At 71.5% G+C, this 12,103-nt stretch carries 13 protein-coding genes; 8 read left to right on the top strand and 5 right to left on the bottom strand.

Annotated elements, in window-relative coordinates; all coding sequences use genetic code 11:
• The 7 genes from Q1K26_RS10675 to Q1K26_RS10645 all read left to right on the top strand — a co-directional run.
• On the top strand, positions 1 to 247 hold a 247-nt coding region (locus Q1K26_RS10675), incomplete at its 5' end, for an aromatic-ring-hydroxylating dioxygenase subunit beta (protein ID WP_300009892.1).
• A 75-nt stretch (positions 248 to 322) separates the two neighbouring features.
• Positions 323 to 1,396: an SDR family oxidoreductase gene (locus Q1K26_RS10670; protein WP_300009889.1), complete on the top strand. Its 1,074-nt coding sequence runs from the start codon at positions 323 to 325 to the stop codon at positions 1,394 to 1,396.
• 73 nt (positions 1,397 to 1,469) lie between these two features.
• Positions 1,470 to 2,321: an alpha/beta fold hydrolase gene (locus tag Q1K26_RS10665; protein WP_300009886.1), complete on the top strand. Its 852-nt coding sequence runs from the start codon at positions 1,470 to 1,472 to the stop codon at positions 2,319 to 2,321.
• A gap of 17 nt (positions 2,322 to 2,338) precedes the next feature.
• Complete coding sequence (locus Q1K26_RS10660; RefSeq protein WP_300009883.1) at positions 2,339 to 3,238, top strand: alpha/beta fold hydrolase; 900 nt, start codon at positions 2,339 to 2,341, stop codon at positions 3,236 to 3,238.
• 20 nt (positions 3,239 to 3,258) lie between these two features.
• Positions 3,259 to 4,215: a hypothetical protein gene (locus Q1K26_RS10655; protein WP_300009880.1), complete on the top strand. Its 957-nt coding sequence runs from the start codon at positions 3,259 to 3,261 to the stop codon at positions 4,213 to 4,215.
• Positions 4,216 to 4,226: 11 nt separating this feature from the next.
• Positions 4,227 to 4,559 (top strand): bifunctional 3-phenylpropionate/cinnamic acid dioxygenase ferredoxin subunit, encoded by a 333-nt coding sequence (locus Q1K26_RS10650; RefSeq protein WP_300009877.1) that lies wholly within the window; start codon positions 4,227 to 4,229, stop codon positions 4,557 to 4,559.
• Between the two features lie 38 nt (positions 4,560 to 4,597).
• Positions 4,598 to 5,545: a hypothetical protein gene (locus Q1K26_RS10645; RefSeq protein ID WP_300009874.1), complete on the top strand. Its 948-nt coding sequence runs from the start codon at positions 4,598 to 4,600 to the stop codon at positions 5,543 to 5,545.
• Here Q1K26_RS10645 and Q1K26_RS10640 read toward each other — a convergent pair.
• On the bottom strand, positions 5,523 to 7,196 hold the full coding sequence (locus Q1K26_RS10640; RefSeq protein WP_300009871.1) for a thiamine pyrophosphate-binding protein: 1,674 nt from the start codon (positions 7,194 to 7,196) through the stop codon (positions 5,523 to 5,525). The genes Q1K26_RS10645 and Q1K26_RS10640 overlap by 23 nt on opposite strands.
• Before the next feature lie 81 nt (positions 7,197 to 7,277).
• On the opposite strand from Q1K26_RS10640, the gene Q1K26_RS10635 reads away from it, so the two are divergent.
• Positions 7,278 to 8,108 carry an alpha/beta hydrolase gene (locus Q1K26_RS10635; RefSeq protein WP_300009868.1) on the top strand — a complete coding sequence of 277 codons (831 nt, stop codon included), beginning with the start codon at positions 7,278 to 7,280 and terminating at the stop codon, positions 8,106 to 8,108.
• A gap of 125 nt (positions 8,109 to 8,233) precedes the next feature.
• On the opposite strand, the gene Q1K26_RS10630 is transcribed toward Q1K26_RS10635, so the two are convergent.
• From Q1K26_RS10630 to Q1K26_RS10615, 4 genes are all read right to left on the bottom strand, one after another.
• Entirely contained in the window at positions 8,234 to 9,010 is a 777-nt protein-coding gene (locus tag Q1K26_RS10630) for a GntR family transcriptional regulator (RefSeq protein ID WP_300009865.1), read from the bottom strand.
• 51 nt (positions 9,011 to 9,061) lie between these two features.
• On the bottom strand, positions 9,062 to 9,796 hold the full coding sequence (locus Q1K26_RS10625; protein ID WP_300009862.1) for a DUF6081 family protein: 735 nt from the start codon (positions 9,794 to 9,796) through the stop codon (positions 9,062 to 9,064).
• Between the two features lie 107 nt (positions 9,797 to 9,903).
• Positions 9,904 to 10,941 carry an AraC family ligand binding domain-containing protein gene (locus tag Q1K26_RS10620; protein WP_300009858.1) on the bottom strand — a complete coding sequence of 346 codons (1,038 nt, stop codon included), beginning with the start codon at positions 10,939 to 10,941 and terminating at the stop codon, positions 9,904 to 9,906.
• A gap of 102 nt (positions 10,942 to 11,043) precedes the next feature.
• Positions 11,044 to 11,991, bottom strand: coding sequence for a TIGR03619 family F420-dependent LLM class oxidoreductase (locus Q1K26_RS10615; protein ID WP_300009855.1), 948 nt, complete (start codon positions 11,989 to 11,991; stop codon positions 11,044 to 11,046).
• Between the last annotated feature and the right edge of the window lie 112 nt (positions 11,992 to 12,103).

Genomic DNA, 12,103 nt, shown 5'->3' with positions numbered 1-12,103 from the left:
GACCCCGGTGTCGATGACCTGCCACCTCATCAGCAACATCGTGGTGGAGGAGGCACCCACTCCCGACGAGGTCGACGTGCTGAGCGCGTTCACCGTGCGCCAGGCCCGGAAGCTGCGCGACGAGGCGTGGTGGGCGGGCCGGCGCCGCGACCGGATGCGACGGGTGAACGGCGGCTGGAAGATCGCGCGACGTGAGGTCCACCTCGACGCGACGGTGCTGCCGCGGGGCATCGCCATCTTCTTCTGACCCTCGGCCGCGGGAGACCGCGGCCACCCGCCGGGTGGCCGCGGTTCGCGCTGTCTTATCGAGAAGGGAACACGCATGACCCAGCAGGTGTCGGGAGACGAGGCGAAGGCCCGGCAGGACGAGCTGGTGAGCCGCGCTGTCTCGCAGTGGGGCGACCAGGTCTCCGATCGGGTGGTCGTCGTGACCGGTGGTGCCCGGGGAATCGGCCGGGCGATGATCGAGGGCCTGGCGATCGCGGGCGCGAAGGTGGTCGCCGCGGACAGGACATGGGACGGCGCGGAGCAGTTCCGCGAGCAGTTGGAGTCCTCCGGCCGGGGGATGGCGGTCGAGATGGACGTAGCCGACGACGGTCAGATCGACGCCGCCTGCTCGGCGGTCGTCGACAGGTTCGGGACCGTCGACGTCCTCGTGAACAACGCCGCCCTCGTCTCGGAGACGCTGTTCCGCCCTTTCGGCCGGGTCCCGACGCTCGAGACGAAGGACAGCGACTGGGAGGCGATGTTCAAGGTCAACGTCTTCGGCGTCGTCAAGACGATCCGGCGGTTCATCCGGCCGATGATCGACCAGGGGAGCGGCAGCATCGTCAACGTCGTCAGCAGCGGGGTGGTGACCAGCACCACCGGGGGCGCGTACTTCGGGCTCCGGCCGTGGACGGTCGAGATGCCCTACCAGGCCACCAAGGCGGCGGTGACAGCCCTGACGTTCTACCTGGCCGAAGAGGTCAGGACGCAGGGCGTCGCGGTGAACGCGTTCATGCCGGGGCACACGCGGGCGTCGTGGTTCGACGACACCGCGCGCGCCGTGTCCGAGCAGGGGGGCGTCTACTTCATGCGCCCGGCCGTGGCGGACCACGTCCTGCCGATCTCACTGTTCCTCTCCGCGCAGGACGGGCGCGGAGCCACCGGCCGGCTGTACTACATCCCGGACTGGAACTACGACCACGGCTTCGGCGACTACGCGACGTGGCTGGACCACGCGCTGCCGGCCGACATGGAGGAGACGTACCGCAAGCTCGAGGCAGCGTCGCCGCCGTACGAGCGCTCCGGTGTGCCGCACCTGCCGTTCGACGCGCAGGGCGCCCTCTTCATGGCCGCGATGACGAACATGGCGGCCGGCCAGGGCGACGGCGGCCCGGAGCAGAGCACGTGAGCGAGCGCAGCGAGCGCACCATCAGACACAGCAGCAGCGCGAAGGCCGCCGACGAGCGCAGCGTGGAGTCGGCATGAGCGCCGCAGCGACCGCCGAGGCCGCCCTGACCGAGGAGAGCACGAGCACCTTCGCGCAGGCCGGGCCCTACCGGGTCCACTACCACGAGGCGGGGCAGGGCCCGGCCGTCATCATGCTCCACGGCGGCGGCCCGGGGGCGACCGCATGGTCCAACTTCAGCCCCAACATCGGGGCGTTCGCCGAGCGGCACCGGACGCTGCTGGTCGACATGCTGAACTTCGGCGGGTCCGACTCGGTGGTGTTCGACGCCGAACCCAGCACGACGGTGCGGGCGCGTGCGTTGCGCGACATGATGGACACCCTCGGCATCGAGCGCGCCAGCTTCGTCGGCAACTCCATGGGCGGCACCACGGCGATGGCCTTCGCGGTCGACTACCCCGAGCGCACGGAACGGCTCGTCCTCATGGGCGCGGCGGGGATGACGCGCACCGTGGTCGCGCCGCAGCCGACGGAGGGGCACCGGCGGCTCGCCGCGGCAGGCGCCGACCCGAGCGTGGAGACCATGCAGGAGCTCGTCGACACGATGCTCTACGACCCGGGCATCGTGAGCCGGGAGATGCTCGAGGCCCGGGTGCGCGCGGCGCGCAACGAGTCCCATCGCGACGCCGCGGCGCGCTCCACGGCGTCGTGGCGCGACCAGACGGGCGAGTTCGCCCGCATCCTGGCGAAGACGCTCATCATCTGGGGGCGCGAGGACCGGGTGAACCCACTCGAGATCGGTCTGCAGCTCCTGCGGGACATCCCCGACTCCCGCCTGCTCGTGTTCCGTGAGTGCGGGCACTGGGCGCAGATCGAGCACGCGGCGGAGTTCAACCGCGTCGCACTGGAATTTCTCGCAGCAGCGTGACCGAGAGGTGGAGTGCAATGGGCGAGGGTGCCTTCCAGCCCCAGTCCCGATGGGTCGTGGTGCCGCAGGTGCGCGCCATGCGGGAGACCGTGTACGGCGTCCGGACCCACTACGTCGAGGCGGGCGAGGGCGAACCCCTGGTGCTGATCCACGGCGGTGGCCCGGGGTCGTCCGGGGCGAGCGGATGGGCACGGATCCTGCCCCTGCTGGCGCGGCACTTCCACGTGCTGGCCATCGACCTCATCGGCTCCGGTGACACCGACAAGCCGCTGGTCGACTACTCGTTCCAGACCCTGGTCGACCACGTCGCGGGCTTCGTGGACGCGCTCGGCCTGACGCAGGTGCGGCTCGTCGGCAACTCCCAGGGCGCCTACGTCGCCATGCGCTACGCGCTCGATCACCCCGGCCGGGTCACCCAGGTGGGGACGATCGCGACGGCGACCCTCGCGACCGCGGTCGGCCTGCGCGACGACGGACGGGCGGTGCCGCTGCCGACCTTCGACGGCACACGCGAGTCCCTCGTCGCCTTCATGGAGACCATCGTCAACGACCCCGCGAAGCTCACCGACGAGCTGATCGACGCGCGGTTCCGATCGGCGTCACTCCCCGGGCACCGGGAGATGCTGAACTCGTTGTGGGGCTACCGGAAACTCGTGACCGAGGACCCTGACCAGCAGCAGGTGTTCGAGGTGCGCGAGCGGCTGACCAGGCTGGCCGTGCCGTGGTGTGTGCTCTGGGGCGCCGACGACCGCACGGCGCCGCTGGAGACGCTCGGCGCGGGCATGCAGGAGCTCTATCCGAAGGTGCCGTTCCACGTGGTCTCCGACGCAGGCCACCAGGCTCAGACCGACCAGCCGCAGGCGGTCTACGAGCTGCTCATGGACTTCTTCGGGCGCGCCCGAGCGTCCGCGGGCTGACAGGTCGGAGGCGTAGAGCTGTGGGAACGATCGTCGCAGGCCTGGCGTCCTCGCATGCGTTCGCGTTCATGGAACCCGGGCAGTGGGACGAGTTCCGGGAGCACAACCGCCGGATGCTGGAGCAGCGCAGCGGGGTGTTGCCCCCGGTGCAGGACGCGGTACATGACGAGGACCTCGCCGCCAACCGGGCGCGGTACGCCCGGATCCGGGGTGGGCTGGATCGGCTGCGCGACGTGCTGGCGCAGCTGCGGCCCGACGCCCTGATCGTCATCGGCGACGACCAGGACGAGAACTTCACGACCGCGAACGTCCCGCAGATCGCCGTGCACGTGGGCGCCGAGTTCGAGTTGGCCACGCCGCTCGCACAGAGCCGGGCCAGGCACCGGGTCCACCGGGAGCTGGCGATGTCCATCCTCGAGCAGGGCGTGCGCGAGGGTTTCGACATCGCGTCGCTCGGATCGTTCTCCGACGACGCGCTCAAGTCCCACGCGCACGCCCAGGTGCTGGCGCACGTGCTGCCGGAGGCCGACATCCCGGTGGTGCTGGTGTTCCTCAACGCGATCCACCATCCCGCGATCGAGCCGTCCCGGTGCGAGGAGTTCGGGCAGTTGCTCTCCCGGGTGATGCAGGGTCGCCCCGCGGGTGAGCGGGTGGCGATCTACGCCTCCGGTGGCTGGTCGCACTTCACGGCCGGCTACCCCTGGGCGGCCTACCGCGGGCCCCACACCCACGGCGCGATCGACACCGAGTTCGACCGCGAGGTGCTCCAGCTGCTGGAGGACGGCGAAGGTCGCAAGCTGGCCGAGCTGAGTGACGCCGACCTCCTCGAACACGGCGAGATCGAGCTGCGCGCCTGGATCGCCCTGGTCGGCGCCCTCGGGGACAGACCCGCCGACTTCATCGTGTACGAGCCGTTCCACCGGGCCCTCATGGGAATGGCCGTCGCGGCCTGGACACCGGAGCCGGCGGAGCGTTGACGGAGGTGACGATGTCGACGACGGATGTGTGCGTGTGCACGGTGGAGGACGTCGCACCCGGGGAGGGTCTGCGCGTCGACGTGGCCGGCCTGCCCGAACCGGTGGCGGTGCTCAACGACGCGGGCCGGTTCTACGCGGTGAGCGACATGTGCAGCCACGCCGATGCGTCGCTGGCCGACGGCGACGTGGCGGACTGCCAGGTGGAGTGCCCCCTGCACTTCGCCCGGTTCGACCTGGTCACCGGCAAGCCGCGCTCCCTGCCCGCGCTGTTCCCGGTCCGGGCGTACCAGGTGACGGTGGCGGACGGGAAGGTCTATGTCACCGTGCCGGCCGGGAGGGCGTGATGCTGGTCCTCGGAGTCGCGACCTCGCACGCACCGACAATGCTCCTCCCGGTGGAGCACTGGCCGCCCGTCTACGAGCTGCTGGTGGACGGTGTCCCCCAACCGGGGTCGGCCGCGGCCGAGACCCCGGAGGCCAACGCGGCCGCCAAGCAGCGGATCGACAGCGGCTTCGCCACCCTGCGCCGGGTGCTCACCGACGCTCGGCCCGACGCCCTCGTGATCGTCGGGGACGACCAGGACGAGGTCTTCGGGCCGGCGTTCAACCCGACGCTCGCCGTCTACTGCGGCGCGGAGGTCAGCGGGAGAACCCTGCCGCGACTCGGCGGGCCTGCCGATCATCGCGTGACCCTCCCCTGCCACGACGAGTTCGCCCGTCACCTCGCCCGTGAACTCACCCAGCGCGGCTTCGACCCGGCGGTCATGTCCGAGCTCCGGCCGCTCAGCAGGCCGGACGACGGGATCGGCCACGCCTTCAGCCGTCCCGCACACGCTCTCGGCGTGGCGGACGCGGGCATCCCCGTGGTGCCCGTCTTCCTCAACGCCTACCACGACCCGCTCCCGTCGGGCCGACGCTGCTACGAGCTCGGCGCGGCGATCAGGGAGATCGCGGACGGCAGGCCGGAGCGCATCGCGATCTGCGCCTCGGGCGGGCTCTCGCACGACCCGATGGGGCCCCGGGCCGGGTGGATCGACCAGCGGCTGGACACCTGGGTCCTGAGCTGCATCGGCGAGGGCCGCGGTGAGGAGCTCACCCAGCTGTTCACCTTCGACTCCGACACGCTGCGCGGCGGTACGGGCGAGATCCGCTCGTGGATCACCGTCGCCGGCGCGTTCGCCGGTCGGCCCGGCACGGTCGTCGACTACATCCCGCTCCACCACGCGGTGACGGGCCTCGGCTTCGCCTACTGGCAGCCGGACGCGCCATTCGCCCGGGGGGCCGGTGCCGCCCGCGGAACGGGCACGCTCAGCGGGCCGCCGGCGGGGTGAGGCCCGCCGGCAGGCCCTCCATGCGGTCCTGCACCACGTCGACGATGCTGGGTCCGGGTTGGGCGAGGGCCTCCTCGATGGCCGGCAGGAGCCCGGTGTCGGACGTGACGCGCGCGCCGTGGCCGCCGAGCAGCCGCGCGAACGCGGCGAAGTCGGGGTTGCCGAGGAAGACGCCGAGGTAGCGCTCGTCGTGGGCGAAGCGCTGCCGGTCGCGGGTGTTGCCGTAGGCGAAGTTGTTCACGACGACGTTCACCACCGGGATCTGCTCCCGCACGGACGTCTCGAAGTCCTGGGCGACCATCCAGAAGCTGCCGTCGCCGCTCAGCGCGACGACCCGCTCGTCCGGTCGCGCCAGCGCCATCCCCATCGCGGCCGGGAAACCCCAGGCCATCGCCCCGCCGGCGGCGCCGTAGTAGCTGCGCGGCCGGTCGAACCCCACGTGGCGCTGGACCCACGGGCCGAAGGTGTGCACGTCCTGGACGAGCACCACCCCGTCGCGGTCGGCGAGCCGCTGCACGGCGCGCGTCAGCGCCGCGGAGGTCACGCCTTCGGCGGCGGGCGGTGCCTCGGGCAGCGCCGCCGCCTCGTCGTACTCCTTGCGCAGGGCCTCCCGCCGCGCCACCCGCTCGGTCGCGCGGGCGGGGTCGGCGGCGACCAGCGGGGCGAGCGCGGCGGCGAGCGCACCTGCTGCGGCGGCCGCGTCGGAGACGAGGCCCACCCGCGGCGGGTAGATCCGGCCGAGCTCCCCCGGGTCGATGTCGACGTGCACCAGATCCGCCGCGGGCGCCACGATGGTCCACCGCTTGGTGGTGAACTCGGAGAACCGGCAACCGAGGGCGACGACGACGTCCGCGTCGCGGACGAGCCGGTCGGACAGCTCGTGTGCGCCGTAGCCCAGGGAACCGAGGAACGCGGGGTGGCTGTTCGGCACGGCGTTCTTCCGCAGCCACGTGGTGACGACCGGGGCGCCGGCGGCCTCGGCGAGCGCGAGGTGGGCCTGCGCGCCGCCCGCGCCACCACCACCGACGATGATCGCGGGCCGCTCGGCGGCCGCCAGGAGCCGGGCCGCCTCCGCGACGCCGGCCGGGTCGGGCGCCGGTGGGTGGATGCGCACCCGCGGCGCAGGCGATGCCGTGGTCGGTGCCTGCAGCACCTCGAGCGGCAGCGAGACCACGACGGGGCCGGGCCTGCCGCCGACGGCGGTGCGGACGGCGCGCTGCAGCAGTTCCGGGATCCGATCCGGCCGCTGGATCTCGACGGCCCACTTGCTGAAGGGCCGGAACGCGGACACCACGTCCATCTCCTCGAACGAGCGGCGCCCGGTGATGGAGCCCGGGACCTGGCCGATCAGGACGAGCATGGGGATCGACTCGTCGTGGGCGTTCTGCACCGCGACGGACAGGTTGGCCGCACCCGGGCCGCGGGAGGCGAGGCAGACGCCCAGGGGCCCGCCCGCGCGGGAGAAGCCATCGGCCATGAACCCGGCCACCTGCTCGTGACGGGTGGACAGATAGCGCACCGCGTCCTGCCGGGCGAGTGCGTCGATCAGGTCCATCACCGTGGTACCGGGCAGCCCGACGATGTGGGTGACGCCCTCGGCCGCGAGGCACTCGACGACGAGCTCGGCGCCGCGGCGCGGCTGGTCAGGCACGGACGCTCACCCCTTCCACCGTTGACGGGTCCCGATCTTCGCGTCTAGCTTGACGAAAGTACTTCTGGAGGAAGGAAAAAAATGCCCATGGGCGAGCTGACCAAGGAGGAGACGGACCGCTTCGCCGACGTCGGGGGCATCCGGATCCACTACAACGAGGCGGGAAGCGGGCCCGCGCTGATCTGCACGCACGGCGGGGGCCCCGGGGCGAACGCGTGGGACAACACCAAGTGGGCGTTCGACGCCCTGGCGGAGCACTTCCGCGTGATCCTGATGGACATGCCGGGTTTCGGGGAGTCGGAGAAGGGAGTGAGCCGCCACGGCGTCCCGGTGGACGTCTTCTGCGCACGGCTGCAGCGGGACCTGATGGACGTCCTCGGCATCGAGCGCAGCCACCTGTACGGCTCCTCGGCCTTCAGCCCCGCCGCGCTGCGGTTCGGCCTCGAGTATCCGGAGCGCGTCGGCAAGATCGTGATCCAGGCCTACGCGCCGGGGCACGAGCCCGGGCTCACGAACGGGATCAAGTCGCTCGTCGACTTCGCCGCCGATCCGACCATGCAGAACATGGAGCGGATGATGGAGCTGTTCACGCCGAGGTCGCAGTTCCGTCCCCGGGAGCTCGTCGAGGCCCGGTATCACGCTGCCACGGCTCCGGGGCACCTCGAGAGCCGCAAGGAGTTCGCCCACCACGCGAACAGTGATCTCACCGAGGACATCGCCGCGTTGCGGGCCGAGGTGCTCGTGGTGTGGGGCGCCCGCGACGGCATGATCCCGGTCGAGGGAGCCCTCGCGGCGCTGAACCGGATCCCGAACGTCCGGGCGCTGCTGTGGGGAGGCGACAGCGGTCATTTCGTCGCTCACGAGCAGGCCGAGGAATTCGCCCGGTTCGTCGTCGACTTCCTCACGCACTGAGGGTGGTGGAACTCGTCGAACCGCGTCCATGAGATCCCCTGTCGCAACCGGTGGGACGATGATGACGCCGGAGACCGGCAGCGTAGGTGCGATCTCGCGCGCGACCTGCGCAGACACACGTGTCGTCAGGCGGAACTGCCGATCGGTGCGGACCCGGAACACATGCCGCGGGGATCAGGAGGCGGGGGCTGGGGAACCTCGTCGGAGTAGATCCCCCCGACGGTGTCCAGGTGCGCCAGCATGAGCCGGGTGAACCGGGCCTTGCGCCCGCGGCGCAGCGCGTCGAGGAGATCCTCGTGCTCGGCGAGGATGTGCTGCCAGTCCGCACGTACGGACGAGACGAACGCCGGCACGCGCACGCCCATCCGCACCAGGGCGATCATCAGAGCCTCGACGACCGGGTTGCCGACGGCCCGGATGAGGATCTCGTGGAACTCGAGGTTCAGCTGCAGCAGCTCGCGATCATCGGCGCCCGCGTGCACCGCCTCGCGGCAGCGTCCCAGGTTCTCGACGAGCAGTCGCTGGTGGTCGGCGCCGCTGCCCTCGATGATCGCCGAGGTGAGCGCGGGCTCGAGCAGCCGCTTGGCCGCGAGGTAGGCGTCCACCGGGACACCGCGATGGCGGAACAGGTTCTCGCACGCCCGCAGCACGGTGTCGACGCCGGACTCCAGCACGAACGTCCCGCCGCCCGCCCCGACCTGCACCTCGACGAGCCCCTCGTGCTCGAGGTTCATGGTGGCCTGCCGGACGACGGCGCGGCTGACGCCGAACTCGGACATCAGCTCCCGCTCGACCGGCAGCCGGTCACCGGGCGCGAAGCCGCCGGAGAGGATCTCCTCGCGGAGCTGCGCCGCGACGTCCTCGTACAGCCGGGCGTGCCGGGCCTGCCTGAAGTTCGTCACGTGTCCCCCCGCCCGCGCCTGCCCGTGCATCCTAGTGACAGCCGACCACCGTCACGAGCTCGTGCGCACCTGGATGGGCCCGAAGGAGGCCGAGATGCCCTGGCCGCGCAGTGACCGGCTCCTGCCGTCCGCGATGGGATGCAGCGTGATGAGCCCGAGCCCGACGCTGACCTGGCCGGGGATCTCGGCGTCCGCCACGTCGAACATCAGGCGACCGTCGACGCGCCATTCGGCGACCCGGCGCCCGGCGTCGAGGGTCACCTCGTAGGCGTGCGAGAGCCCTGGCGCGATCTCCAGACCTGCCAGCGGCGCCTCGATGACGTGGGTGAATGTCCGGTCCACTCCCGGGAGGGGCAGACGCTCGTGGATGGCGATGACCTGGTCGCTCGTTGCGCAGAGATCGAAGACCCAGCCCGAGGCCATGTCGAGCACGTTGAACGAGGCGAATCCGTCGCGGTAGTCGCGCGGGGTGGCGTTGATGCTCGTCGCGGCGATCTCCAGGGAGATCGTGACGCTGCCGTCGGCGGGCACCGGAAAGGACTCGGTGGACAGCAGCAGGTGCTTCGGGTTGTCCATGATCTGCACCTGGTCGTGCGCACGCTCGAACCGCTCGATGGAGATGTCCAACGTGCCGTCGCCCACGTTCGTGCGAGCGTTCGGCTCCTCGCAGCGCCAGGAGGTGCCGTCCGGTCCCGGGGGGTACTCGAGGTGGAACCACCGCGCGGGGTCGAGCCGGGATCCGGTGAAGTCGTCGTAGGTGCGGGTGGGGCTGGCGATCTGCGTCATGACGGTCCTTCCGCCGGCGCGAACCGGCAGGCGGGTGCGATGGGGGGACATGGCCGGTGGTGCCGTGCGGTGGCGGGGCGGGGGTCGCCACCGCACGGCGCTCGAGCTCAGACGGTCCGGGTCGCGCTGGGATGGATGCCGAACTGCCCGGTCTCCATCAACGTGCCGATCTCGCGACCGGTGGGCGTGAGAGACAGCGGCGACCGGGTCTCGAGCAGCCACGCCTCGTAGCCCTGCGGGACGTCCTCCTCCGGGCCCTGGTGGATGATCCCCTTCGGGGTCCAGGTGACGGTGCCCGGCTTGTCCACGGCGCCGTAGTGCCCCGGGCCCGCGACGTAGAAGATGACCTCGTCGTAGTCGGCGTTGTGATGCACCGGCGGGCGGTCGCTGCGGCGGTTGCCCAGGTAGTAGAACAGCGTGCGGGTGGTGGCGTCGTTGATGAGCCGCGGCGGCATGAGCCCGCCCGCGGTCACCCCGAGGCCGTGCACGTTCTCGATGTTGAACCGGCGCACGATGGGCGCGCCGACGGTCGCGAGGCAGGGCACCGGGTCGTAGTCGTAGAAGTACGAGGTGAACTCCGCGCCGTGCCGGATGACCACCTCGTACTCGCCGGGTCCGCGGTCGGTCGTCGGGTCCGGCACCGGCGCGTCGACGTGCAGGTCGACGTTGAGCACGCCGGGCTGATTCTCCGGGTCGACGGCGAGCTGGCTCTCCGTCACCACGATCATCTCGCGCAGCGGCGACCCGATCTCCGCGTACCGGTAGGTGACGGCACGCGGCAGCAGCACGAAATCCCCGGGCTGCAGGTGCAGGACGCCGAAGTCGGTGTCGAGCCGCGCGGAACCCTCCAGCACGTAGTGCAGCTCGTCGGCGAGCACGTTGCGGATCGCGAAGCCGGTCGGCTCGGACCGGCGCGACACCTCGACGGTCACGCCCGCGCCTTCGAGCACGGCGACCGGCAGGGCGCGTGGGTCGGCGAACGCCGCGTCGGAGAGGTCGTGCACGTCGAACCGGTGGGGCGCGTAGGAGCCCCGGACCCGGGTGTAGGGCGGCGAGTACTGCGCCCGCACGACCGAGGCCGTCGGTCCGGCGAAGCCGTTCCGGGTGTACAGGTCGATGTTGGGGGGGCCGTCGGGGCTGCTCATCGCTCTCCCTCGCTGCGCTCGGTCGGCGCTTCGCGCAGGCGCCGTGTCGATGATTCGCTCGCACGCTCGCTCATCGGGTCTCCTCTGCTCCATCTCTCGAGGTCACGTCAGGGCCGCGGGGATCTTCCCCGCCAGCTGCGGCAGCACGGCGTCGGCGACGAGGCCGACGTCCGCGCGGAGGTCGTTGCTGTAGAGCAGGACGTTGACGTGGCGGGCGCCCGCCGCCCCGAAGCGGCCGAGGGTGTCGACCCAGCGGTCCGGCGTGCCGTACAGGCAGGCGAAGGCGATGTGCCCGAGGGGCGCCCCGAACAGGTCCTGGACCGCCGGACCGAGCACCGCCTCGGCCTCGCCCTCGGTGCGGCCGATCGCCGCGAACACGTAGGCGGCGGGCGTGATCGCCGCGGGGTCCCGTCCCGCGTCCGCGGCGTGCTCGCGGACCTGGTCCCAGCCGGTCCCGAACTGCTCGGGACCGGTGAAGACCGACAGCCAGCCGTCGCCGAGCCGGCCGGCGCGAGCGTGCGCGCCCGGCGAGTTGCCCCCGATCCAGATCGGGATGGGCGTCTCCGGTCGCGGCTGGACGTAGGCCCCGTCGCACCGGTAGCCGGGCCCGGCGTGATCGACCGACTCCTCGGTCCACAACTGACGCAGCAGGCCGATGTACTCGTCGGTCAGTGCCGCGCGCTGCTCCATCGGCACTCCCGCGATCCGGTACTCGGCGGGCTCCAGGCCGCCGAGCCCGATGCCGGCGACCAACCGGCCACCGGCCAGGTACTGGGCGCTGGCCAGGGCGTGCGCGGTGTACACGGGGTTGCGACGACCGAGCGCCAGGACGGAGGTCCCCACCCGCACGGTGCTGGTCACGGCGGTGACGGCACCGAGCAGGGTGAGCGCGTCGAGCCACGGGCGTCCTGCGAGGGTCCGGTCGGTGACCCACACGGAGTCGAATCCCGTGGTGTCGACGATCTCGAGAGCCGGCCGGAGAACGTCCGGTGGGACGACCGGGGGCAGGACCAGCCCGAGCCCAGGAGCTGCGCTGTCCGATGAGCTCACGAACACCTCCCTGGCGTGATGATGTGGGTCACAGTGAAGACCGAAAGGTTCGAACTTTCAAGAACCTCGGAGAAAGTTTCTGTGCTACAGAGACATGCGGCCCCGACCCCTT

Source organism: Pseudonocardia sp. (assembly GCF_029263155.1).
Taxonomy (GTDB): domain Bacteria; phylum Actinomycetota; class Actinomycetes; order Mycobacteriales; family Pseudonocardiaceae; genus Pseudonocardia.
Note: the sequence above shows the minus strand (reverse complement) of the source record. Positions and strands in the feature narration are given on the sequence as shown.

Coding starts and splice junctions, on each gene's coding strand:
- Q1K26_RS10635 (WP_300009868.1), top strand. CDS start 7,278: ATGCCCATGGGCGAGCTGACCAAGGAGGAGACGGACCGCTTCGCCGAC.
- Q1K26_RS10670 (WP_300009889.1), top strand. CDS start 323: ATGACCCAGCAGGTGTCGGGAGACGAGGCGAAGGCCCGGCAGGACGAG.
- Q1K26_RS10660 (WP_300009883.1), top strand. CDS start 2,339: ATGGGCGAGGGTGCCTTCCAGCCCCAGTCCCGATGGGTCGTGGTGCCG.
- Q1K26_RS10665 (WP_300009886.1), top strand. CDS start 1,470: ATGAGCGCCGCAGCGACCGCCGAGGCCGCCCTGACCGAGGAGAGCACG.
- Q1K26_RS10620 (WP_300009858.1), bottom strand. CDS start 10,941: ATGAGCAGCCCCGACGGCCCCCCCAACATCGACCTGTACACCCGGAAC.
- Q1K26_RS10650 (WP_300009877.1), top strand. CDS start 4,227: ATGTCGACGACGGATGTGTGCGTGTGCACGGTGGAGGACGTCGCACCC.
- Q1K26_RS10625 (WP_300009862.1), bottom strand. CDS start 9,796: ATGACGCAGATCGCCAGCCCCACCCGCACCTACGACGACTTCACCGGA.
- Q1K26_RS10645 (WP_300009874.1), top strand. CDS start 4,598: ATGCTCCTCCCGGTGGAGCACTGGCCGCCCGTCTACGAGCTGCTGGTG.